Genomic DNA, 25,147 nt, shown 5'->3' on the forward strand with positions numbered 1-25,147 from the left:
CTAGCTGATTTCGGATTTTGACGCTTATATCATGGCGATGTGCACTTCTGTCATATCCTCTTTTTAGGCTATAGCTGAGATGCTCTGTTGCACATTGTGTGTTGTTGCACATGTGATTCGTTTAAGAAAACCTAACTGACTTCTGTTTGAAATCAAGTTAAAATCCAAACGAACCTGCATCTTGACGATCGCGTTCTGCAACCGTATCAGCATACTTGTTCAACTGCTGATTGATGCTCTCAAGAAGTTCTTCCATTTGACGGACATTACCTTCTAACTGGTTGTATTGTCCCAAATAAGCTTGAAATGCTTGTCCTTTCCACTGTTGACTGATTTGTTGGTTCATTGAGTTTACTTTACGGATCGCCTCTTGGATCTGAGAGGCTGCTTGTGAATAAACCTGTGCTTGTGACTTCAGTTGTTCGGGTGTGACTGCAATTACTCCTGCCATTTTTGTACCTCCTAAAATTTTTTTGACTAGTTTATCATACTTGATTTTCAACTGGTCAAAATAAAATACGCCGAATAAGGTTGATCTTCGTCGTATACGCACAATTCTTTTCGTATAAGATCAGTTATTTTAAGACAGCATTCAATTACTAGTGGGGGGGAAACTCATTCTTGAGTTCAAAATCAACTTGGTACGCCTGCTCCACGAAGCGTAATAGTTCGTATTTCTTTTGATATTGTTGCTTTGAATCCAAGTAGCAACTGACTGCTAATGCGTTTTTCACATGAGACTTTCCTTTTTCATTTCCTTTGATCATATACCAGACGCCTTGCAAAAACAGTTGCAAGTTCCGCTCATAGTATAGTTCTTCTTCAAGGAAATACTCCTCTAACTTCGCCCCATATTTCCAAACCAGGCGGAGATCCTGATTTTTAATAAATAGAATGAGACCATTCGCCAACATGCGAAACGTTTCACTTTGTCCACTACGGTTTTCTTCATAGACCGCCAAACTAAGAAACGACTTTTCTAAAATCAAATCAATAAATTTAGGATGGAACGCATACATACAGTTAGTAAACAAAAAAATTTCGTAGCGAGTCCATGTTTGCGCCTTCATTAAATACTGATAAACCTCTGAAGATAGGACATCGATTTTTTCCTCTTTTAATTGAGCGATCATCAAGCGACAAAGACTGATAAGATGGCGTTCTCTTTGGGTACTAGGTTCTTCTGTTTCATACAACATGATAATACTATGTAACTCTAAACTATCTTTTTTTTCAAAAGCGACTACCGCTTCTTGCATCAATCGATTAACCTCAGATAAATCATTTGGAAAATTAAATAACTGCAATTCATCGTAGTCCAAATTTAGTTTTTTTAAAAAATAAGTTAACTTACTGACTGTCGTATCTGCTTTATTTTGAATAAAACGTTTATAAACCGAACGACTGGCTTCCTCTCCGCAAAGTTCTGCGATCGTTATTCCTTTTTGCTTTCTGACAAATTCAACGATTTCCCATACTTCCATTTTTTCACTCCTGACCTCTTTCACTGAAATTTGAACTCAATGATTCTTAGAAAGAGCTTCTATGATTGAAATTTGATAAAGCTAAAAATCCCCGTTTATTATAATCTTACCATCATTCTTGTTTGAATATTACATTTATTTATAATAACTACCGTTTTTAAAAATATAAAGACTTTAATAACAAATAAAAAAAAATATAACAAAAAAATATTGATGTTATTTATAAATGTGATAATAAGGGAATAAACAATATATTTCCCGTTCAACATTTCATATTATAAAAAAGAATGAGCGCTCGCAACGGTACTTTCTGCGAGTGCTCATTCCTTTTGATGATGCATCAGATTATCAATGCTATCATACCAATTATAATGTTGATTGTTGTGGGCTATTAAGTAGGGTTTCTACATATTTTTTTGCTTTTCTTAGTAGCTGGATTTTTCTTATCTGACTGACATAGTTTTTACGGTCTAACATTAAATATTTATTTTCTCTGATTACGCTTAATTGCTCTTTATAGATCATAGCGGCAGCAGTTAATGCGAGTTGACAATTCCGATCAATAAACGGCAGCATCGTAAAAGAAGTTTCATATTTTTTCTCTGCTTCATTGGCTACCGCTTCCCATAGATCAATCAACGGCTTCGCAGGTTCATCTGCTTGTAACATGGCTTCAGTCACACCATGGGCACGCATCATTTCCTTTGGTAAATAAATCCGTCCCATTTTATTATCTTCACCGATATCTCGTAAAATGTTTGTGAGTTGCATCGCTTCACCCAGTCGTTTTGCCTGTAACTGGATTTTTTCTGCTTGGTCAGATAATAAAGGTAACAACATCAAGCCAACACTACCTGCGACATAGTAACAATAGTCTTCTAAGTCAGCAAATGTTTTTGGCTGTGTAAAGACTAAATCTTGCTTTTGACCTGCGATCATGTCGTAGAACGGAGACAAGGTCATGGGATAAACGGAAAAAACAACCGACAAGGCACGCCAAATAGGTTGATCAGGAATTTTACCCATGGAGAAAGCATCTAGTTGGTGTTTTAATGCCAACAATTCTTCCTCACTATGCGCTAAGTCAACGGTGTCATCTGCCAAGCGACAAAAAGCATAAATGGCATAGACACTTTTTGCTTTTTCTTCAGGAAGTTGAGAAAACGCTGCGTAAAACGATTTTGAATATTTTTTTATCACAGTTTCACAATAGGCAAAATCGTCTGCGTGTTTTTCAAACAGTTCCTGATTAGTTTTTGTCATCTTTAACCAACTCCTCTACCGCAAGCTTAGCACTTTGCATCACGATTGGTACACCAGCTCCGGGATGTGTACTGCTACCACAGAAATAAAGATTCTCAGCAGAAGCAAATTTATTGTGAGGTCGATAATAGTTACTTTGTTTTAAGGTTGGTTTCAACCCAAATGTTGCACCATTATAGGCATTGAAGTTTTTTTCAAAGTCTTTTGGTGTATAAAAACTTTCTGAAACGATATGCTCTTCAATATCAGTAAAGTCCGTCTTTTCTTTTAATAGCGTCAATACTTTTTGACGGTATTCTTGGACTTTCGCCTCTGACCAATCTTCATATTTTGAAAGTTCTGGAACTGGTACTAATACATATAAGCCTTCATGGTTTTCTGGGGCTAATGATTCATCCATGATCGTAGGTCGGTATAAATAAAAGGATGGATCTTCCGGTAAACGACCATCTTCAAATAAATCATCCACATTTCGTTTGAAGTCATCTGCGAAGTAGATGCTGTGGAGATAGTCCCCCGGATATTTTTTATCTAGACCTAAGTATAGTAAGAAACAAGAACAAGAGTATTCCATCTTATCGATTTTCTTATCCGTATATTTCCCACGATTCTTTTCATCAGGAATCAACTCTTTCATTGCATAAGGGAAATCAGCACCACAAACGACCGCATCTGCTTCTATTCGTTCCTGTCCGATTCGAACACCTTTTGCCACTTTATCTTCAATGATCAATTCATCAACGGGTGTATTGTAATGGATCGTTCCACCTAATTCTTCTAATAAGTTAGCTAGTGAGGTTGCTAAAGTATACATACCTCCCTTAATAAAATGAACTCCGTAGAAGAGTTCGATCATGGGGATGATCGTATATAACGACGGACCTTGGTATGGGGAAACACCGATGTATAAGGTTTGGAACGCCAATGATTTTCGCAACCGTTCATCTTTGACAAATTTAGCAATCGATGAATACGCATCACTAAAGGTTCTTAGACGAATCCCTGCCCATAGTGATTTAGGGTTATAGAAATCCCAAAAACCACGAAAGGATTTAGTAATAAATGCTTCTTTGGCTATGTTATAACGCTTGTAGATATCCGCTAGAAACGCATAATAGCCTTGTGCATCTTCTTGGGAAATCGCTTCGAGCGTTTTGGTCAATTCAATGAGATCATTTGAAAATTCGATTGGTTCTTCTTTATTGAAATAGAGTTTCAACATAGGATCGACTTTTTCCATCGGAATGTAGTCATCCGGATCTTTCCCACAAAATTCAAATACTTCGCGATAGATTTCAGGCATCATCACGATTGTTGGCCCCACATCAAACGTGAACCCATCTTTTTTGATTTGATTCATCTTGCCGCCAGGGCCACTTTCTTTTTCGTACAATGTTACTTCATAGCCTAATTTTTGCAAGCGTACAGCTGCACTTAATCCCGCAACTCCTGCACCTGTTACAATGACTTTTTTCATGACATCCACCTACTCAATTCTTGTTCTATAAATTTTTATCATCTGATAAATTTTAGGATATCATTAAATTTGTTATGTCATAAAATAAAACGCTCAAATAACATATGTTACATTAAATTTTCTTCATTTTTCTTTGTTTTTAATTTATTTTTTATCATTTTTCACTCAGTATTATTTACGCGTGAAATATACGATCTAGATAGCCATTGTCAGCTAACCCCGAATAAACAGCCTTCAAAAGCCAATTCATTAAAAAAGCTATGACATCCGAAAATATTTTCATATTTTTAGATGTCACAGCTTTTTTGGTTGATTACTTTTATCACAACCTCAACTGTTTATTCAGTTTTATGTTGAAATTCATCTAATCGTGCACGAACTTCATCCGTAGATTTCGTGTCCATCAATTGCACACGTAAATCGTTGGCTCCTGGAAATCCTTTGACGTAGATTTTGAAGAAACGATGTAAGCCTGTGATCGAACGTGGGATCTCTTGTGCATAATGGTCTTGTAAATCTAGTTGTAAGCGCAGTAAGTCAATAAGTTCTTCTGCTGAATGCTCTCTTGGTTCTTTTTCAAAGGCAAATGGATTTTTAAAAATACCTCGGCCGATCATGATGCCATCTACACCATATTTTTCCGCTAATTCAAGCCCTGTTTGGCGGTCAGGGATGTCACCATTGATCGTCAACTTCGTTTGTGGGGCAATTTGATCACGCAAGGCAACGACTTCAGGAATCAGTTCCCAATGTGCCGCAACTTTACTCATTTCTTTGCGTGTTCGCAAATGAACAGAAAGATTCGCGATATCTTGCTTTAGTAAATGACTGATCCAATCAACCATTTCAGCTTGCTCTGTGTACCCAATACGTGTTTTTACACTTACAGGTAAACCTCCAGCTTTTGCAGCTTCGATCAATTCTGCAGCAACTTCAGGGCGTAGGATCAAGCCACTACCTTTTCCACGCTCTGCCACATTCGGTACCGGACAACCCATATTGAGGTCTATTCCTTTAAAACCCATTTCAGCTAGTTGAATACTCATCTCTCTGAAAAATTCCGGTTTATCCCCCCAGATATGTGCCACCATCGGCTGTTCATCTTCAGTAAATGTCAAACGTCCTTTAACACTCTCTTTGCCATCCGGATGACAAAAACTATCTGAATTAGTAAATTCGGTGAAATACACATCCGGCGCGCCGGCTTTTTGGACAACATGGCGAAAAACCACATCTGTCACATCTTCCATCGGTGCTAATACAAAAAAGGGCGTAGGTAGTTCAGCCCAAAAATTATTCTTCATCAAGTACACTCCATTTCGCTATATACAAAGTTCCATCAAAAAACATTGTTGCCATTATACAAGGAAAAAGAAAAAGAAGCAAAGTAGAGGTTGTGAAAAAAGCGTTTTGACCTGAACAGTAAGATAGAAAATTGTAAAATAGCTTCTCATATTTTTTCAATTTTCGCCTTACTATTGAAGGAGTTGGCTTAACTCGTTCGTTTAGCTTCTTAACCCTCTACCTTTATTGATCAAGTACCAACACGTTGAATACAGCACTACGATGAACAGTACAAGGATCGCAATCGAAATGACGATTGGCACATCTGTGGTGCCTAAGAAACCATAACGGAAACTTGAGATCATATAAACAATTGGATTTACTTTCGAGATGGCTTGCCAAATCGGTGGCAACATCGAAATTGAATAAAACACCCCGCCAAGATAAGTCAAAGGTTGTAACACAAACGTTGGTACAATGGACACATCATCATAAGATTGGGCGAAAATCCCATTGATCAAACCAGCAAGCGAGAATAAGATAGCGGTCATCAATAGTGTTAATACAACGATCGTCCATGAATAGACATGTAATGGTACAAAAAATAGAGAAATCATTGTGACTAATGCACCGACCAAGACACTCCGTCCCAACCCACCGATCACAAATCCCCAGATGATGACATGTGTTGGGACAGGGGCAACTAAAATCTCTTCGATATTCTTTTGGAATTTTTGTGAAAAGAACGAAGAAGAAACATTTGAATAAGAGCTTGTGATGGCGGACATCATGATCAATCCTGGAACAATAAATTCCATGTAGGAGAAACCACCCATATCACCGATTCGGCCTCCGATCATTTTCCCAAAGATGATAAAATACAAAGACGTAGTGATCACTGGTGGTACTAGCGTTTGTACCCAGATACGCATATAGCGATTGGTTTCTTTGATTGCTAAACTTTTTAATGCAGTAAAATAAAGATTAAACATTTTTCTTCGTTGCCTCCATATGATAAGTTTCTTCCGTAATTTTCAAGAAAAGTTCTTCTAAGCGATTGGATTTATTGCGCATAGACAGGACTTTGATCCCTTGCGCACTTAACTGTTCAAAGATCCCATTCACTCCTTGATCACGCTCCACTTCAACCGCAAGTGTGCGTTCATCTTCTAAGATACTTGTATAGCCAATGATCTCTGGCTTTTTATCATAAGGTGCTAAGTCAAAGATAAACGTTTCAAACTGTAATTTGGAAAGCAAGGCTTTCATAGAAGTATTCTCAATCAGTTCACCCGATTGGATGATTCCAATATTCCGACAAAGCATTTCTGCTTCTTCCAAATAATGTGTCGTCAAAATGATCGTTGTTCCTGCGTTATTCAATTCACGTAGAAATTCCCACATTTCTCGTCTTAATTCAATATCGACACCCGCTGTGGGTTCATCTAGAATCAATAATTTGGGTTCGTGCATCAATGCACGGGCAATCATCAATCGTCGTTTCATCCCACCTGAAAGCATCCGCGCACGAACATTGCGTTTCTCCCACAAATTAGATTGTTTAAGGTATTTTTCACTACGTTTCAATGCTTCATTACGGGATACACCATAGTAACCCGCCTGATTCACGACGATTTGTTGCACCGTTTCAAACGGATTGAAATTGAATTCTTGGGGCACTAAGCCGATTTGTTGTTTTGCTCGTACTAAATCTGTATCCAGATCATAGCCAAATACTTTCACTTTTCCCGATGTCTTATTCACTAATGAAGTGATAATCCCGATCGTTGTTGATTTCCCTGCGCCATTTGGTCCCAGTAGTGCATAAAAATCGCCTTCTTCAACCGTCAGATCGATGCCTCGGAGTGCTTCCACACCTGTCCCATATATTTTTCTTAACTCATTTATCTCAAGAGCATATGTCATTTTTTACTAACTCTCCTTATTTTGTCTGATTTACTATTTTAGCATGTAAAGAGGTTGTGAGAAAGCCGTTAAGCTCCGAATAGTAAGGCGGAAATTGAGAAAATAGTTTCTCATATTTTTTCAATTTTTGACTTACTATTGAAGGAGTTGGCTTTCGAACACCGTTTATCTAGGTTGTGAGAAAGCCGTTAAGCTCCATGCAATAAGATGAAAATGAAAAAACCACAAGTCCTTCCAGAAAATAATTCTGTCGTCTCTGTGGTTTTCACTATCAATGATGGTTTTTAACTAAATACTTTCAGTTTGGGCTTATTTCTTACTCCACTACCCGCCATTGACGATGTTGATCAAAAAAGGCAGCTTCTGCTTGAGCCTCTTTCACGATTGCTGTAGGATACTTCAACACATCTAACAAGGCGATGGCATTTCTTGTCTTTGCAGGCCCTTGTTTTAATTTAAAGTCAAAGCTGATTCCTTTTTCAGGAGTTACTTGCTCTTCAAAATGGACATTGGCACAATCTTTTTTCAAGATCTCAGTCAGTTCGATATCGTGTGTTGCGACAAAGGCTAAAGAAGGGTAGTCGCTCAACCAATTCACGATAGCTGCCGAAGACGCGATCCGTTCAATGGTGTTTGTCCCTTTCAAGATCTCATCGACAAAGCAATAGCAACGTTCTTTGGTTTCCACTTGCTGTAATAAGCGCTTGATCGATTTGATTTCTGAAACAAAGTAACTATCGCCTTCAAATAAATTATCTTCGATCGCCATCGAGGTCAAGACATGACCGGGTTGGATCGTGAAAGATTCGGCTAAAGTAGTTTGGATCGTTTGTGCTAAGATACAGTTGATGGCAATACTTTTGACGTACGTTGATTTTCCTGAAGCATTCGAGCCAGTGACCAATGTGTTCTGTTGCCAATCGATTGGATTGACGACTGCCTCTGCAATCAGAGGATGATACGTATCCTCTGCCATGATCCCGCCTTCTGCAAAGACTGGTTGACAAGAATAGGGCATGTAAGTGCGATAATTCAACACTGCCGCAGCTACTTCTAACTCTCCTAGTAATTGCCATAATTGAATCGCTTGTTCCGTTTTCTTTTCCAATCGACTAATGACAAAATGATACGAAATAAATGGCAACATGAACATCATATTGAAGTAGTCAAAAAACAACTCCGCTTCTGAGCCATTTTTCACTCGAAATGAAAAACCGAACTTAGGGATTTCTTTTAAAGGCTGAACATTTTTTTGTAACTCTACTTGTAACGGTGTGGCAAACGTGGCAATTTTTTTCGCCGCAGAAATCGTAGAAACAAGATAGCTCATACTATTAAGTTCTGTTTCGAGTGTTTGCTTTTTTATCAAGTAATAAACCGTATTGAATAACACACTAATGATCGCGATATAAATGCCGATCACTTGTCCAAGTAAAAACAAGCCTAAACCAATGAGTGGTAACATGCCTAAAAAGGCAAATAGCCCAATATGACCAATTCTTTTGCTTTTGCCATCTGCTAAGTATTGTTTGGCAAAATTCCGGTCTTTTTTTCCAAGTCGTGCAAATTGATATTGGATTTCTTCTCTCAACTTAGGATTTTCTTGGTAGAAAGTAATCAACTTTTCTAGACGCTGATCTTGTCCAAAATCAAAATTACGCAGTCGCTGATAAAGCGCTTCTGAACCCACACTTGAATACGTATGATTGACTGTTTCGAATACTTCAAACATATCTAGGTCATACCAAGTCAAGTCATCGACTTCACTGTCCCACGTGCGAAACTTTTTTTCTGTCTGCCAAGCTTCTTTTAAGCTCTCCTCCTTATCAAATCGTACTTGATAGGGAAGCTTCCCCCATTTGTAACGGACATCTGCTCTTAATTTTTTTCGCGAATTGATTTCTAAGACAATTAAGATTCCAATGATGCCGACGATCAGGAGCATGATAAATTCTGTTTGACTCATAAATTTTCTCCAATCTATTGAATACTTTAAGTATAGCACTGATTGGAAACATAAATGGAGTTATAAAAAAAACTATCCTTTTTTTTCGCCGTATTCATGTTGATTCTAGACACCAACTGATTCCATCGAAAAGTACCTTTTGATTTCCTTCATGTTGCAATCCTTCTGAAAAATGTGCAGGAGTCATACAAAAAACTTTACCTTTGCCATACAGATGTCGCCAAGCGGCGATCGATTCACCATAGTGAGAATAGCTGTGCATCAGAACTTCCGTTTCTCCTATAGCTACTTCAGTGAAATAGTGTTCGTCCCATATTTTGTAAGACTTACCGTTTGGTTCTCGATAGGTTACTTCTGTAGGTTTGGGATGATGAAGGAAGCGCCCCCGCAACATCTCACTAAAAGCAGAGTGGATCGGGTAGCTAGAAAGTCCTGAATGATGCGCAATCAGACTTCCACCACCCGCCACATAGTCTGTAACCAACTGATCGTATGTTTCATCCAACCAAAAAGCGTCATTTGTTTCGGGCGCTAACCGATTTTCCTTTGAAAGGAGGAATAAATCAGGTTGCTCATGTAATGCTTTGGTTAGTTGCTCGATCGTCAGATCAGTTATCTTTAGTTCTTGTGGGAAGTGCTTAGAGATCCCCTGAAAATAGTTGACTAACGGATCATGCGGATGGTAAGAATCGCCTAACAACGTGATCATTTTTTTCACTAGGAACACACTCCTTTCACTTAGGTACTCGTTTATTATTTTTCATACATGTGACAAATTTCCTTTGTACATTCGTATACTTTACGATAACGCGCATACACCTTTTGGTAAACTTCCACTTGTTGCGGGTTCGGTTGCACAGGGGATTGGTAGGAAACAAAAACACTTGCACATTCGTTCAAATCAGTAAACCAGCCACAGCCTACTGCTGCTAACATAGCGGCGCCAAGCCCAGGTCCTTGTTCGGTGGTTAAAGTAACGATTGGTCGATTGAAAATGTCCGCTTGCATTTGGAGCCACGTCTGATTTTTTGCGCCGCCACCGACTGATACGATTGTTTCGATTTTTTGTTGTGTCATCTCTTCCATGATCTCTTGGGAGTCCTTTAGAGAGAAGGTGATCCCTTCTAGCACGCTACGGGTAAAATGTTTCAACTCGTGTTGCGTATCTATCCCAATAAAGCTTCCTCTGATTTGGCTATCACTGTAAGGCGTCCGTTCCCCTACGATATAAGGAGTGAACAATAAGCCATTACTGCCTGCATCAACGCTTCCGATTTCTGATAGCAACTCGCTGAATGAACGATCAGGAGCAAAGCGCTGTTTGAACCAACTCAAGCTGTCGCCAGCTGCTAAGGTCACACCCATGGAATACGCGGCGCCTGAGGCATGTTGGAAGAGATGAAGCTTTCCTTGATAGTCTCTGTCCACATTCTTTTCGTATCGTAGGAATACTCCGCTTGTACCGATGGAACATAGTCCCAGACCTTCTTCTAAAATACCAGCGCCAACAGCGCCACAGGCATTGTCGGCACCGCCTGCGATTACTTTGACTGGCTTGGTAAAGCCGTATCTTTCTTTTAATTCCTCTCTCAATGTCCCCACCACTTCAGTAGAAGCCACTAAAGAAGGTAAGATGGCTGGGTCGATCCCAAATACTTCTAAGATTTCTTCGTCCCACTGCTTCGTTTCTTGATTCAACAGTAGCGTTCCAGCCGCATCTGAATCGTCCATATGATACGAACCGGTCAACCAGAAACGCAAATAATCTTTCGGTAATTGTATGTGTTTAACCTTTTCCCAACTCGCTGGTTCGTGTTCTTGAACCCATAAGATTTTCGGTAGTGTAAATCCTTCTAAGGCTTTGTTTTTCGTGTGCTGTAACAACTTATCCCCCATTATTTCAGTGATTCGTTGACATTGTGCTGTCGTACGAACATCATTCCATAAAATAGCTGGTCTTACAACTTGATCTGCTTCATCCAAAAGAACTAAGCTGTGCATCTGTCCAGAAAAACTGATGCCTGCCAATTCCTCTTTAAGATCAGTCACTTCCTCTAATAATTCTTTCAATATTTGATCTGCTGCTTTGAGCCAATCCGCTGGTTGTTGCTCGCTATACCCCATCTGCGGATTGCTCATAGGGTAAGAAGCAACTGCTTCTGCCACTAACTTTCCTTTTCGATCAAACACTAGGCCCTTCAAGGCACTTGTTCCTAGATCTAAACCTAATACATACATGAATCGTTCCCCTTTCCGACAAAAACAAGCGAAAGAAACAGTCCGTTCCATCAAGACACCGCCTGTTCCTTTCCACTGATTACATACGCTTTTTATTCTGTTTCTTCTGTACTTTCTACCGAAGAATCTTCTACTGAGTCTGTTTTCACTTTACTTTTTTCTTTTCCATACTCTTCTAACTCTTCCGCTAACACATAGTTGACATCGATCGGAATCGTTGCGTCAATTGTTTCACCGTCGATTGCTTTCACTAAATTCTCGATCACTTGATAACCGATTTGGTACGCATCTTGGTCAACAATCGCTGTGATTCGTTCGTCCGCTACTCCGCTTAACCAAGTGTCCGTATAATCAAATCCATAATGAAGCACTTGTCCTGCTTTTCCTTGAGATTCTAACGCACTCATCACACCAACATTCGGCCCTTCTGAACCTAATGAAAAGACAGTGACTAAGTCTCTATTGGCCGCAATGTAGCCTTCTAATTGTTTTTTAGATTCTGATGGTTGATCATTGTCTTGAATCGTCGCTAAAAACTTAAAGTTCTCAGCATCTTTTCCATAGATCTCTGCAAAACCTTCTTTCAGTCCTTTTTCACGATCGATCATAGTTGGTTGTGCGACGTCCACACAAACGATTGCGATCGAACCGCCGGTAATGCCTTTTGCCTTCATTTCTTCAGCAGCACGTAACCCTAATTCTTTTCCAGCTGAGACATTGTCTGTACCGACGTAAGCTGTCCGATCTTCAGGATTTTCTAAATCGGCATCAAAGGTGATGACTGGAATATTTTTATCCATGGCTGCTTTGATTGGATCAACAAACGCTTTTTTCTCAATCGGTGCAATGGCGATTCCTGCTACGTTTTTGGCAACTGCTTCTCTGATAAAGCCGATATGTTTCTCTTTCTTACTTGGTTCAGCAGAAGGAGATGTTTTCGTGACCAATGTATAGCCCAATTCTTGTGCCGCATCTTCTGCTCCTTTTTTCATGGGGTTCCAATAAGCTCCGGTGTCTACGATTGGAATGAAATACAAGGTCTTTTCACTATCTGCATCCGCAGAATCACTCGTACTACATCCTGTACCAACTAATAATAACGCAACGAACATACTGATGACCCAAAATGATTTTTTTAACATGGTCTTTTCACTCCTTAGGTTGTAATTATGACTGACGACTTGCTCGACGTTTCAAATAATCAATGATGATTGCTAAAATAATGACTAGACCGGTCACTGTATCTTGTAAAAATGAATTTACCCCCATCAATGTCAAGCCATTTTTAAATACTTGTAAGGTTAAGATACCTGCTACCGCTCCACCAATCGTGCCGATGCCACCGCTAAATGATGTACCACCCATGATAGCAGCCGCCATTGCGAACAAGTCTAAGCCATTCGCATCTTTGGAAGCGCCACCATTTAAATTTGAAACAATTAACAAACCAGCAATGGCTGCTAACATTCCTTCAATCATAAACATCTTGATGATATGTTTATCCGTATCGATACCGGATAATCTGGCTGCTTCTTGATTTGACCCTACCACATAGGTATATCTTCCTAGACGCGTATTTTTCATTATAAAAGCAAATACAATAATGATAATTAAAAAAATCAAGGCATTGCTTTTGAACATATCCGTACCGATCGGCGTTTTCGCTAACCGATTGAACCACTCGTTTTCGGAACCGATAAATTGTTCGTCCGTGAAAAAGCCGAGCATCCCTTTGATGACATAACTTGTTCCTAACGTTAAAATAAACGAAGGCAAATCAAATTTCTTGATCAACAAAGCGTTCACCGCGCCTAACATTGCCCCTGTCAATAATGCTAGAAGCACAACGACTGGCGCAGGCATTCCTTGATTTGCCGCATATAAACCGAGCATTCCTGATGCCATTCCGACATAACCAATTGATAGATCCACATAGCCGCAAATCAAAATCATCGCATAAGCAACAGTTAAAATGCCTACCGGTGGAATTTGTTGGAAGAAATTTTCAATATTGAATGTGCTTAAAAAATTCGCATTTGCAATTGAAAAATATAGGACTAAAGCAATTAACACTAAATAAACAGAGTAGTTCATAAAAAGTGACTTGATCGTTAACTTGTTTCGTTTTTCCATCGTTCTCTCCTTTGTTTACATATCCTCTAACTGAAGAATCGTTAATGCTCATTAAGCGTAGCATAGGTCATAATCAATTCTTGCGCCTCATCTTTTCTGCCCTGATACTCAGCGACGACGACTTCTCCTGTAATCTCACCTTCACGAAAAACATGGATTCGATCGCAGATCCCTAATAATTCAGGGATTTCTGAAGAGACGATCAAAATCGTTTTCCCTTGGCGTGCCAACTCATTGATGATCGTATAGATTTCTGATTTTGCCCCCACATCAATACCTTTTGTCGGTTCATCAAAAATATATACTTGATTTGTGGTATTCAACCATTTTGCTAAAACGACTTTTTGCTGATTCCCACCAGAGAGACTGGCAACTGGACGCGCAATATTGCTGATCTTGATCTTCACGTCTTGTACAAACTGATGAGCCGTTTGATTAAGTGATTCATGTTTTAATACAAATCCACCTAGATTCGTTATCGTGATATTGTCTTGGATCGAGAGACCAAGAAACAAGCCTTGATGTTTACGGTCTTCCGTTAGTAGTCCAATTCCTTGACGAATCGCATCCACCGGTGACTTGATCACTACCGGCTGGTTCGCCAATTTGATTTCACCAGATTTTGCTCGATCTGCACCGAAAATCAATCGCATCGTTTCGGTTCGACCACTTCCTACTAACCCCGCAAAGCCCAATACTTCCCCTCGTCTTGCCTGGAAGCTAACATTTTTCACCCGCCCAAAAGAATCAGAAAGATTCAAAACTTGTAAGTAAGTTTCTCCTAATTGGGTAGGTTGTTTCGGATACAGATCGTTGATTTCTCGCCCAACTAAGCGAGCGATGATCGCTTCTTCAGACAAGTTTTTCACTTCATCGGTCAAGATATATTCTCCGTCGCGCATGATCGTGATTCGTTCACCTAATTCAAAGATCTCTTTCATCCGATGAGAGATGTAAATACTTGATACACCTTTTTCCTTCAATCTGCGAATGATAATAAACAAAACTTCGACATCTTTTTCAGACAAAGAAGTCGTCGGCTCATCAAAAATGATCACTTTAGCATTCAAACTAAGCGCTCTGGCAATTTCAACTAATTGTTTATTGGCAGTAGACAGCGAAGCAACCAGTGTAGTAGGAGAAATCGCAGATCCCACTAGATTCAGCCATTGTTGCGTGTCTTCATATAATTTTTTGAAGTCAACAATTCCTAGCGCCTTATTCTTATAGGGCAAACGACCAATAAAAATATTTTCTGCCACAGACAAATCTTCTGCTAGATTCAATTCTTGATGAACAAAGGCAATCCCTAATTCTTGTGCGAAGTCAGGAGTCATTTTAGGGATTTCTTTCCCTTCAAATATGATTTCTCCTTTGTCCTTATCAATCAATCCCGCAAGAATGTTCATTAAAGTAGACTTACCGGCTCCGTTTTCTCCCATAAAAGCATGGATCTCGCCTTTATTTATCTCAAGTCTTGCTTTTTTCAAGACGTGGACAGGGCCAAAACTTTTTTCAATATTAGACATTGAAAATAAACGTTCTTTTTCCATGAAAGATCTCCCCTCTTACTCCTGAAGCGACCACACTGTCCTATTCACTTTGCTTTTCCCGATAATCAAAATAATCAAAAACAGCTGGCAAATCATATCCTGAGTAATCGATGTTGACCATTCCCACAAACGCACCCGTAAAAAATCCACCATGGGTTTGGTTGACATATTCATCGGATAGTACTTTTGCGTCTAACTGGATCGCTAATTCGATCCATGTTTTTCCGTCAAACGAATAAGCATATGTGTAAGTTTCTCTTCTGACGATCGTTTTGAAATAAACAACTGTTACATCCTCTTGAATTGGAATGACCTGTTCCTGCAAATAACTTTTGAATACGCCTTGATTATTCTCAGTGAGTTCAATGACACGACCTTTTTCTTCATGCCAAGTCACTTGGATCATTGACCAATGTTGCGAATTGTAATAATTCGTCAGCCCTGCCATTTGCTGGAAGGTCGTTGGCGAATAGCTCAATGCAGTTTCTGCTTCAAACTCAAATGCTTGCCAACGTCTAGCAACTAGGGAGTTTCCATGTGTATTGGCTAAACTTCCGGCACCTCGTAATGTCAGCTTTCCATCTTTCAAGATGCCGATGTCCTTCGTAAAAGGAACACGTACTGTTTGAAATTGTGGTGGCAGTTCGCTTTGTTCGAAGTTAGTCCTTTCTGGCAGTTTTTCATAAGGGTGAGGTGTCACTCCTTTAGGTGCTTCCACCTCCATGCTCCCTTGTTTTCCACCAACAATTTCTGGCCACAATTCTTTAGACCATGTCACTTTTTGGATCGCTGTTTCTCTGCCTAATGTACACCAGCCACGAGGATCATGGATGGATTCATTTTTGTGATGCCACGGTCGACCAGTCAAATGGGCAAAATACCATTCGCCTTCTGGTGTATCGACTAATGCACCATGCCCGCATTTTTGCAGTGGATTTTCTGGAGAGTCATAGGCAGTTAAAAAGGTCTCTGCTTGGCTTTCAAAAGCTCCTTCTAAAGTTTTTGACCGTGCCACTACTTCTTGGTGCGTATAGACGGTGCCCCCTTCTGCACAAAACAAATAATAATAACCAAATAACTTATACAGATGTGGGCCTTCCACTAATTTCACGTCAGTCCCTTTCCAAATGATCTTACCTGTTTCCGGCAGTAGACGTTGCTCTTCTACTGAATATTCGGTGCATTTGATCCCGTTAAATGGATGATGGTATTCGCGATGATCCCATTCCATTTGAACTAGGTATTTGCGGCCATCGTCATCATGGAAAAGAGAAGCATCAAAGCCGACACCGTTCAACCGGATTGGTTGACTCCATGGACCAGTGATCTCTTCTGCGGTAGTCAAATAATTTGTACAATCTTTGAACGCTCCATTGACCACTTTGACATCGGTATAAACTAACCAAAATTTCCCATCCGCATAAGAGAGATCGGGCGCCCAAATCCCTCCTGAATCTTCATTGCCCTTCATATCTAACATCTCGACAGAGGCCAATGGACGTGCCACTAAACGCCAATTCATCAAGTCCTGCGACTCATAGATCTGAACGCCTGGAAACCATTCAAACGTTGAGTTGGCAATGTAATATGTTTCTCCCACACGCACAATAGACGGATCAGCATGAAAACCTGTTAATACTGGATTTTTAATTTTCATCGTACACCTCACTCTATTTTTTTAGGAGAATCCCTTTCAACCATCCAAAGGAGTCAGTGACATCTATCCTTAGCTAACTGAATGAGACTCTCCATAAGTTGGATTAAACTAAATAATCATTCAAACAAGATTTGACATATTCGATATGGCTTGATTCCAGCTCGATATCTTTCAACTTCAATGCATAGTCAGTCAAACTTTCCAAATCTTCCTTGTCGTTGATAATGGATTCCCCAATGCCTTCTTGGAACGTAGCATAGCGTTTCTCTTTTAAGGTATCGAAGAAGCGATCCTCTTTTAATTTCGCTGCTGCCTTCAGCCCTCTAGCAAAGGTATCCATCCCTGCGATATGTGCTAAGAATAGATCTTCCATGGCAAAACTGGAACGACGGACTTTCGAATCAAAATTGATTCCTCCTGGTGCGATACCGCCATTTTCTAAGACACCATACATGGCCAATGTGACATCATAGACGTTCGTTGGGAACTCATCAGTATCCCAACCAAGCAACACATCTCCTTGATTCGCATCTAGGGAACCTAACGCGTTGTTGATCCGTGCTACTTCGATCTCATGTTCAAACGTATGCCCAGCTAACGTAGCATGATTGGCCTCTAGATTCAGTTTGAATTTCTCTTGTAAACCATATTTTTGAATAAATTGTAAAGCCGTTGCGGCATCAAAATCATATTGATGTTTACTCGGTTCCATAGGTTTTGGTTCAATCAAGAATTGTGGCGTATGACCGATTTTTTCACTATACGCGATCGCCATTTTGAACAAACGTGCAATATTATCTTGTTCAAACGCCATATCCGTATTCAACAACGTTTCATACCCTTCACGACCACCCCAGAAGACATAATTTTGACCGTTGAGTTTTTTTGATATGTCTAAGCCTTTTTTGACTTGAGCAGCAGCATAGGCAAAGACATCCGCATGATTCGTTGAAGCTGCCCCATTCACGTAGCGTGGGTGGCTGAACATATTTGCAGTATTCCAAAGTAGTTTGATTCCCGTACGCTCCATCTGTTCCTTGATCAAATCTGTGATTTCATCTAAGTTTGCATAGAATTCTTCTAAACTATTCCCTTCAGGCGCGATATCGACATCATGGAAACAAAAATATTCGACACCTAATTTTTCTAAAATCTCAAAAAAGGCCGCTACTCGATTTTTTGCGGTTTCCATTTCAGTCGCACCTATCCACGTTCTTTGATTGACTGGTGAGCCGAATGGATCACTGCCATCTTGTGTCATGGTATGCCAGTAAGCAACAGCAAATCGTAAATGCTCCTTCATCGTTTGACCGGCAACTACCTCTTCTGGATTGAAATGGCGAAAAGCAAAGGGATTGGTTGTCGTTGTTCCTTCATATTGGATTTTTTCTATTTGTGGAAAATAGCTCATATCATATTCCTCCTAATTTATTCATTCTTTATTAGTTAGTTCATCTAACAAACTAACTTAACAAGCATATAGTATACGCTTTCATAATTATAGTCAAGTTATTTTTTTATTATTATCAAAGCATTTATATTCGAATGAAGTTAATTTATTTACTTTACAAAACGAAATAGCTATAGATAAATAACTAGAAAAATAATGAGATTACCAGTATACTTTAGAACGTATCCTCATTACATAATGAATAGGAAGTGATTTACTTTGAAAAATCCAACGTATACTCGACGGAGCCCAAATGAGTCTCTCTGTTTAGAATTGATTATGAATCAACCAGCTCTTTCTCGTGCCGAGCTTTCAGCCATAACTGGACTAACCAAAGCAACTGTGTCCTCCATTGTGAAAAAATTGATCGATGATCAACTAGTCATCGAGACCGGCATTGGAGAATCTAGTAATGTCGGTGGACGTAAACCGATCATTCTTCAATATAACGGAAAAGCTGGGCTCTCTATTTCCATTGACATCGGCTATAATTACATCCATGGTCTCCTTACTTATCTAGATGGGGAAGAGATCCAACATATCCAAAAAAAGCCAATCACATTAGATGAGGAAGCCATCCATCTATATCTTTCAGAAATCTTCACGTTATTTGAACAACATCTTCCGACGACAGAATATGGGATTATTGGAGTAGCAATTGCCGTGCATGGCCCTGTCTACCATGGTGAGCCAATTTTTGGCCCTCATTACAATTTCGATCACATTCCTTTTCGTAAAATAGCTGAAAAACTGAGAAACTATCCTGTCTATTTAGAAAATGAAGCAAATCTTGCAGCTTTAGGTGAGTATAGCTTTACCTCAGATTCGGAAAATCTTGTCAGTATCAATATGCACAGCGGCATTGGTGCAGGAATCGTCAAAAATGGGAATTTAGAGGTTGGTGCACATGGTTTTGCTGGTGAAATCGGTCATCAGATCATCGTGATGGACGGTAAGGAATGTCGCTGTGGCAACCGAGGTTGTTTGGAAATGTACGCTGCCAACAAAGTCTGCTACGATCGATTTGCTCAGAAAAAAAAGTTGGACTATGTCAATGCCATCATCCTTCGAGAATATGTTCAAAACCAAGATCGTGATGCATTACAAGTCGTGGAGGAAAATATCAACTACTTGACGATCGGTATCAACAACTTGATCGCCCATTATGACCCATCGATCATTATTTTGAATAGCTCACTTTATCGCGAAATACCTGATATGATCGAACAATTAAAAGGGAATCTGCACAATCATTTTTCGAATCAATTAGTCGTCCGCAACAGTTCCTTGAACGAAAAAGCGACACTTCTAGGAGGATTGGTCTTAAATCTCCAACACTTTTTAGAAATCAAACACCTGAAATTAAAATAATCATGAATCAATAAAAAAATCTGCCAAACCGGAAATCATTGAATTCCAGTTTGGCAGATTTTATCTAAATAAAGTACTCGTATCTTTAACTTGAAATTTTAAATAGTAAAAGAACAAAAATACCTTCTACAATTGATCAAACACTTCAACAACATGTTCCACTGTAAACTGATAATTTTGGATGATCGTTTCCCCAGGTGCGCTCGCGCCGAAACGATCAATCGCAATGATTGCCCCTGCTGTCCCTGTATAGCGCTCCCAGCCAAATGAAGCAGCCATTTCGATAGAAACACGTTTCGTCACTGCTTTTGGCAAGACACTTTCTTGATATTCCGCGGATTGTTGTTCAAACAAATCAAAACTTGGCATAGAAACCACTGAGACATCTTTTCCTTGTTCCGCCAATACTTTTTGCGCTTTAACAGCTAGATCCACTTCTGAACCTGTCGCGATCAAGATTCCTTCTGGTTGTTCCCCTTTAGCCGGAGACAAGACATAGGCACCTTTTTTAACCATATCATCTGCCACTTCTTTCGTTGTTGGAAGAACTGGTAGATTTTGACGACTCAAGACTAAGATCGTTGGTGTATCTGTGGATTCCATCGCTACTTTCCATGCCGCACGAGTTTCGTTCCCGTCCGCCGGACGTAAGACATGGACACCTGGCATACTTCTAACCGAAGCCAATTGTTCCACTGGCTCATGCGTCGGGCCATCTTCACCAACTGCTACAGAGTCATGGGTCAAGACATAAATGACTGGCGTGTTTTGGATCGCTGCTAAACGCACAGCTGGTCGCAAGTAATCCACAAAGACAAAGAATGTTCCCCCATAGATCCTGGTACCGCCATGCAATTGGATCCCGTTCATCGCTGATGCCATCGCAAACTCACGAACACCAAACCAAATGTTGCGGCCTTCATAGTGTTCAGGCGTGAAGTCTTTGTCTGCTGTGACCATCGTATTGTTTGATCCGGATAGATCGGCAGAACCACCCCAGAAACTTGGGATCGCTTTTGATAATGCTTGGATCATCTCTTTACTTGAGACACGACTGGCTTGGCTTTCACCTTCGTCGTATGTTGGAAGCTCTGCATCCCAATTCTCTGGTAATTTCCCAGCAAAGGCATCTTCGAATTGTTGCGCTAATTCTGGATATGCTGCTTTGTATGCTGCGAACATCTCACGCCAAGCATTTTCAGCTTTTTCGCCTTCTTCAACCATCGTTTGACGGAAGCGTTCCGCCACTTCTTCTGGTACGGTAAAGTCAGGGTATTCCCAACCATAGATCTCTTTGGCTTTTTGAATGCCTTCTAAGCCAAGTGGTGCGCCGTGGATCGCAGAAGTTCCTTGGTTTGGTGCACCAAATCCGATGACCGTTTTCACTTCGATCAATGTCGGTTTGTCTGTTTCGGCTTTCGCTTCTTCAATTGCTTTTGAGATGGCTTCTAAATCATTGCCGTCTTTGACCAAGAGATGTTGCCAACCGTAAGCTTCATACCGTACGCCAACATTTTCAGTGAAGGCTTTTGAGGTTGGTCCATCTAAAGAAATATCGTTTGAATCGTATAAAACGATCAATTTACCAAGTTTCATATGACCAGCCATCGAACTTGCTTCTTGAGACACGCCTTCCATCAAGTCGCCATCGCCACATAACGCATAGGTATAATGGTCAACGACGTTGAATTGGTCTTTGTTGTAGGTCGCTGCTAGATGCGCTTCTGCCATTGCCATCCCCACAGCCATCGCGATCCCTTGACCTAAAGGACCAGTCGTTGCTTCGACGCCGTCCGTATGGTTGACCTCAGGGTGTCCCGGTGTTTTTGAATCCCATTGACGGAATTGTTTCAAGTCATCAATCGTCACTTGGTACCCTGCTAAGTGCAACAAGCTGTACAACATCGCTGAACCATGTCCCGCAGATAAGACAAAACGGTCACGGTCTGCCCAGTTTTTAGAAGTTTTCGGATTCACTTTCAAGTGTTTCGTCCAAAGGGCATAAGCCATTGGCGCGGCACCCATTGGTAACCCCGGATGTCCTGAATTTGCTTTTTGTACTGCATCAACACTCAATGTACGGATCGTATTCACACCAAGCTGATCTACTTTATCAAACAATATAATTCCTCCTTGTTCATTTCTATAAAATAATGTCCATTCCTTAAATTTCACTTTGAAAATAAGACAGAAGAATCAAAAATGAATGAGGCATTCTCGATTTTCCTGTCTTATTACTCGATGGTGACCGACTTTCTCACGACCTAGATAAATGGTGTTCAAAAAGCCAACTCCTTCAATAGTAAGTCGAAACGTGAAAAAATATGTGAAGCTATTTTCCCACGTTCCGCCTTACTATTCGGAGCTGACCGACTTTCTCACGACCTCTGATAAACGGTGTTCAAGGAGCAACACCTCGGTCATAAGTCAGGAACATCAAAAATGAAAAAGCCATTTTCGATGTTCCTGACTTATGCCTTAGTGCTGAACGCTCCTTTCACAACCTCTTTTTACCCGATCGTTTTCCCAGTCATTTCTTCATAATCGGTTTTCATGATTTCCCATGACTTTTCGATTTTTTCATCTAAACCAAACAAGCCACTGCGACCGACGATATAAATATCTGGCCCTGCTGCATCGATTCGTTTGAAGGATTTACGGTTAGAAGAGCCGTCCATTTCAATCACATAGTTATACTCTTTTTCTTCGCGTAGTTCGCGTAAAGCAACGATCTTATCCAGTGTACTTTCAATAAACCGTTGTCCAGCAAATCCTGGATCGATCGTCATGATCGTGATTTTATCGACCAATTCGATGTATGGGAAGATGGCTTCGATCGGTGTTTCTGGGTTCAAAACGACGCCAGCTTTTAACCCTGCATCATGGATTTGATCGATCAAACGAAAGGCTAAACCATCTAATAGTTCGGCGTGCATACAGATCCATTCACACTTTTGCTCGATTAATTGATTCACCCAAAAACTTTGATCCTTAACCATTAAGTGCACAGACATTGGTAGATTACTGATTTTACGTACCTCGTCAATGAACCATGGAGATAACGTGATATTTGGTACATAATGACCATCCATGATATCGATATGGTAAGAATCGACATGATCATTTAAAAATTCGATTTGTTCTTTGAACTTATCTAAGTCCATCGTCATCAATGAAGGTGAAAATTCCACTTTTCCCATTTATTTGTTCCCTCCTTGAAAGCTTTCCCAGTCCGCCATGAATTGAGCAATCCCTTTATCTGTCAACGGATGGCTCCACAACGTCTGGTACAATGATGGCGGTACAGTAGCAATATGTGCACCAACTAAACTTGCTTTTTCCACATGTTCCGAATTGCGAACACTTGCTGCAATAATTTCTGTAGAAAACCCGTAAGTATCAAGTACTTCACGTAGTTTTGCGACAAGCTCGATCCCGCTCGTTCCGGTATCATCTAATCGTCCTAAAAATGGTGAAATAAATGTCGCACCTGCTTTTGCTGCTAGCAACCCTTGTGCCACAGAGAAAATCAATGTGACATTGGTCTTGATCCCCAATTTAGATAATTCGTTCGTCGCTTTCAATCCTTCTTCTGTCATAGGGATCTTGATCACAATGTTTTCCGCCCATTGGACGATTTCTTTCGCTTCTGCGACCATACCGTCTGCTTCCAAACTAGTCACTTCTGCTGAGACAGGTCCGTCAACGATCGAACAGATTTCTTTGATGACTTCTTCAAACACGCGTCCTTCTTTGGCAATGATCGTCGGATTAGTTGTCACCCCATCGACTAAACCTAGCGCATTGATTTTTTTGATTGCTGTTACATCTGCTGTATCTAGAAAAAATTTCATCGATTTTGCCCCTCTTTTTTACGCACTTATTTTAAAAAATCTGAATATCATCTAAACTGATATCTTCTTCCTCTTTCTCTACTACTAAATCCATTTCTTCTTCCGGCACGTTCTTTTTGATCACAGCTAAAACGACGGCTGTAACTAAGACGTTCACTAAGATCGCGATCACACCTGCCCATGGTCGAGACATCGTTGGGATCATCAAGACACCACCGAAAGGAACCGTTGCATCCGCACCTAAGATCATCGTTGTTGCACCACCAGCAAATCCACCGATAGCTGTTGCGACTACGCCACGTACGATATCGTTCATAACTAAAGGAATCACACCTTCAACGATATTGATGACACCCATTGGTACGGCTGATTTCAGTGTTTCTACTTCCACTTTTGTATAGATATTCTTGCGGAACATTTTTGCGATAAAATAAGCTAACCCAAAACCGATCGGTGTGGCTGTATTCACCAATTGCAATGCGGTGATTGGGCCATTCAACCCTTCCGCTTGCATCGTCAAAACAAAGGCAAATACGGTTTTGTTGATTGGACCACCGTAGTCGATCCCACTTAATAAGCCGATCACACCACCAAAAATCAATAAGGAAGAATTGCCTAATCCATCTAAGAAATTCGTTAATAATAGCGTTAATGCTGCGATTGGCGCGCCAATGATATACACCATGACCAAGCCACCAACAATTGAAGCAATAAATGGAATAATCAATGTTGGCATCAATCCTTTTGCCCATTTTGGTACTTTGACATGTTTTAAAATACCTAAAACCAGATACCCTGCTAAGTAACCACCTAAAATCCCACCGATAAAACCAGCACCAATTGCATTTGCTGTTAAACCAATAATGAAACCTGGTGCGATCCCTGGTTTAGCTGCAATGGAATAAGAAATCCCAGTAGCGATCACAACTGGTAATAATCCTAAACCAGCGCCACCCATCGTCGCTAACGCATCCCAAATCGAAAACTCGCCTTGTACAAGCGTTCCTTGACTTGTTCCGCCAAATGCCATGCCGATTGCAATTAGGAATCCGGCACCGCATACGATTGGAATCAAATATGAAATCGCTGTCAATAAATGTCCTTTTAAATTTAACTTTTTAATTGCCTCCATTTTTTTGTCTCCCCCATTCTGGTAATTATTGTTGTACGACTACTTCTTCTACTTTTTCAATCAACTTACTCGGTGATTTTACAGCAACTTCTGTCGGTACTTGTACGATTCGTTTTCCTTCAAAACGTTCACGACCACTGATTTTGACATCTACAGCTAAAATCACGACATCTGCTTGACTGATTTGCTCTGCCGTCAATTCATTTTCGATCCCGATCGTTCCTTGTGTTTCTACATGGATCTCATGCCCTGCCTTTTTTGCGGCATTCTCCAACTTTTCTTGCGCAATGTACGTATGAGCGATACCCACCGTACATGCTGCTACTCCAACGATTTTCATTTTTTTCTTCCTCCTCACT

General features: G+C 40.2%; 21 protein-coding genes. 1 reads left to right on the forward strand and 20 read right to left on the reverse strand.

Features of this window, described 5'->3' with window-relative positions; translation table 11 throughout:
• Positions 1-157 precede the first annotated feature (157 nt).
• The 15 genes from IGJ19_RS14015 to xylA all read right to left on the reverse strand — a co-directional run bounded on the left by IGJ19_RS14015 (position 158) and on the right by xylA (position 18,392).
• Positions 158-451 carry a WXG100 family type VII secretion target gene (locus tag IGJ19_RS14015; RefSeq protein WP_430604239.1) on the reverse strand — a complete coding sequence of 98 codons (294 nt, stop codon included), beginning with the start codon at positions 449-451 and terminating at the stop codon, positions 158-160.
• 148 nt (positions 452-599) lie between these two features.
• Positions 600-1,484 (reverse strand): Rgg/GadR/MutR family transcriptional regulator, encoded by an 885-nt coding sequence (locus IGJ19_RS14020; RefSeq protein WP_115358384.1) that lies wholly within the window; start codon positions 1,482-1,484, stop codon positions 600-602.
• A gap of 366 nt (positions 1,485-1,850) precedes the next feature.
• Entirely contained in the window at positions 1,851-2,747 is an 897-nt protein-coding gene (locus IGJ19_RS14025; RefSeq protein ID WP_430604240.1) for a phytoene/squalene synthase family protein, read from the reverse strand.
• The gene (locus IGJ19_RS14030; protein ID WP_074801476.1) at positions 2,734-4,224 is read right to left on the reverse strand and encodes a phytoene desaturase family protein; all 1,491 of its coding nucleotides are present in this window, start codon (positions 4,222-4,224) and stop codon (positions 2,734-2,736) included. The genes IGJ19_RS14025 and IGJ19_RS14030 overlap by 14 nt, the downstream gene beginning before the upstream one ends.
• 338 nt (positions 4,225-4,562) lie before the next feature.
• A complete protein-coding gene (locus IGJ19_RS14035) occupies positions 4,563-5,528 on the reverse strand; it encodes a tRNA dihydrouridine synthase (protein ID WP_430604241.1) in 966 nt (321 codons plus the stop codon).
• Between the two features lie 201 nt (positions 5,529-5,729).
• On the reverse strand, positions 5,730-6,500 hold the full coding sequence (locus IGJ19_RS14040) for an ABC transporter permease (RefSeq protein WP_071866502.1): 771 nt from the start codon (positions 6,498-6,500) through the stop codon (positions 5,730-5,732).
• Positions 6,493-7,434, reverse strand: a complete 942-nt coding sequence (locus tag IGJ19_RS14045) for an ABC transporter ATP-binding protein (RefSeq protein WP_034688663.1) — start codon at positions 7,432-7,434, stop codon at positions 6,493-6,495. The genes IGJ19_RS14040 and IGJ19_RS14045 overlap by 8 nt, the downstream gene beginning before the upstream one ends.
• 316 nt (positions 7,435-7,750) lie before the next feature.
• Positions 7,751-9,400, reverse strand: a complete 1,650-nt coding sequence (locus IGJ19_RS14050; RefSeq protein WP_430604242.1) for a MutS-related protein — start codon at positions 9,398-9,400, stop codon at positions 7,751-7,753.
• A gap of 94 nt (positions 9,401-9,494) precedes the next feature.
• Positions 9,495-10,109 (reverse strand): ThuA domain-containing protein, encoded by a 615-nt coding sequence (locus IGJ19_RS14055; protein WP_229078144.1) that lies wholly within the window; start codon positions 10,107-10,109, stop codon positions 9,495-9,497.
• Between the two features lie 44 nt (positions 10,110-10,153).
• The gene (gene xylB, locus IGJ19_RS14060) at positions 10,154-11,689 is read right to left on the reverse strand and encodes a xylulokinase (RefSeq protein WP_430604243.1); all 1,536 of its coding nucleotides are present in this window, start codon (positions 11,687-11,689) and stop codon (positions 10,154-10,156) included.
• A gap of 41 nt (positions 11,690-11,730) precedes the next feature.
• The gene (locus IGJ19_RS14065; protein WP_010734026.1) at positions 11,731-12,780 is read right to left on the reverse strand and encodes a sugar ABC transporter substrate-binding protein; all 1,050 of its coding nucleotides are present in this window, start codon (positions 12,778-12,780) and stop codon (positions 11,731-11,733) included.
• A gap of 25 nt (positions 12,781-12,805) precedes the next feature.
• Positions 12,806-13,771 (reverse strand): ABC transporter permease, encoded by a 966-nt coding sequence (locus IGJ19_RS14070; protein ID WP_023520548.1) that lies wholly within the window; start codon positions 13,769-13,771, stop codon positions 12,806-12,808.
• 41 nt (positions 13,772-13,812) lie between these two features.
• On the reverse strand, positions 13,813-15,324 hold the full coding sequence (locus IGJ19_RS14075; protein ID WP_430604244.1) for a sugar ABC transporter ATP-binding protein: 1,512 nt from the start codon (positions 15,322-15,324) through the stop codon (positions 13,813-13,815).
• A 40-nt stretch (positions 15,325-15,364) separates the two neighbouring features.
• On the reverse strand, positions 15,365-16,981 hold the full coding sequence (locus IGJ19_RS14080) for a glycoside hydrolase family 43 protein (protein WP_430604245.1): 1,617 nt from the start codon (positions 16,979-16,981) through the stop codon (positions 15,365-15,367).
• A 103-nt stretch (positions 16,982-17,084) separates the two neighbouring features.
• Positions 17,085-18,392, reverse strand: coding sequence for a xylose isomerase (xylA, locus tag IGJ19_RS14085; RefSeq protein ID WP_195514546.1), 1,308 nt, complete (start codon positions 18,390-18,392; stop codon positions 17,085-17,087).
• A gap of 258 nt (positions 18,393-18,650) precedes the next feature.
• On the opposite strand from xylA, the gene IGJ19_RS14090 reads away from it, so the two are divergent.
• Positions 18,651-19,802 carry an ROK family transcriptional regulator gene (locus tag IGJ19_RS14090; protein WP_086335471.1) on the forward strand — a complete coding sequence of 384 codons (1,152 nt, stop codon included), beginning with the start codon at positions 18,651-18,653 and terminating at the stop codon, positions 19,800-19,802.
• 126 nt (positions 19,803-19,928) lie between these two features.
• Here IGJ19_RS14090 and tkt read toward each other — a convergent pair whose 3' ends face one another.
• The 5 genes from tkt to IGJ19_RS14115 form a co-directional block, all read right to left on the reverse strand.
• The gene (gene tkt / locus IGJ19_RS14095; protein ID WP_430604246.1) at positions 19,929-21,923 is read right to left on the reverse strand and encodes a transketolase; all 1,995 of its coding nucleotides are present in this window, start codon (positions 21,921-21,923) and stop codon (positions 19,929-19,931) included.
• Between the two features lie 389 nt (positions 21,924-22,312).
• Complete coding sequence (gene alsE, locus IGJ19_RS14100) at positions 22,313-23,002, reverse strand: D-allulose 6-phosphate 3-epimerase (RefSeq protein WP_195514417.1); 690 nt, start codon at positions 23,000-23,002, stop codon at positions 22,313-22,315.
• Positions 23,003-23,656 (reverse strand): fructose-6-phosphate aldolase, encoded by a 654-nt coding sequence (fsa, locus tag IGJ19_RS14105; RefSeq protein WP_074800904.1) that lies wholly within the window; start codon positions 23,654-23,656, stop codon positions 23,003-23,005. It lies immediately after the preceding gene.
• A 31-nt stretch (positions 23,657-23,687) separates the two neighbouring features.
• Positions 23,688-24,788, reverse strand: a complete 1,101-nt coding sequence (locus IGJ19_RS14110; protein WP_010734015.1) for a PTS fructose transporter subunit IIC — start codon at positions 24,786-24,788, stop codon at positions 23,688-23,690.
• A gap of 25 nt (positions 24,789-24,813) precedes the next feature.
• Positions 24,814-25,128, reverse strand: coding sequence for a PTS fructose transporter subunit IIB (locus tag IGJ19_RS14115; protein WP_010734014.1), 315 nt, complete (start codon positions 25,126-25,128; stop codon positions 24,814-24,816).
• Between the last annotated feature and the right edge of the window lie 19 nt (positions 25,129-25,147).

The sequence above is a fragment of the Enterococcus sp. DIV1368b genome (assembly GCF_050529595.1).
Classification (GTDB): Bacteria; Bacillota; Bacilli; order Lactobacillales; family Enterococcaceae; genus Enterococcus_B; species Enterococcus_B mundtii.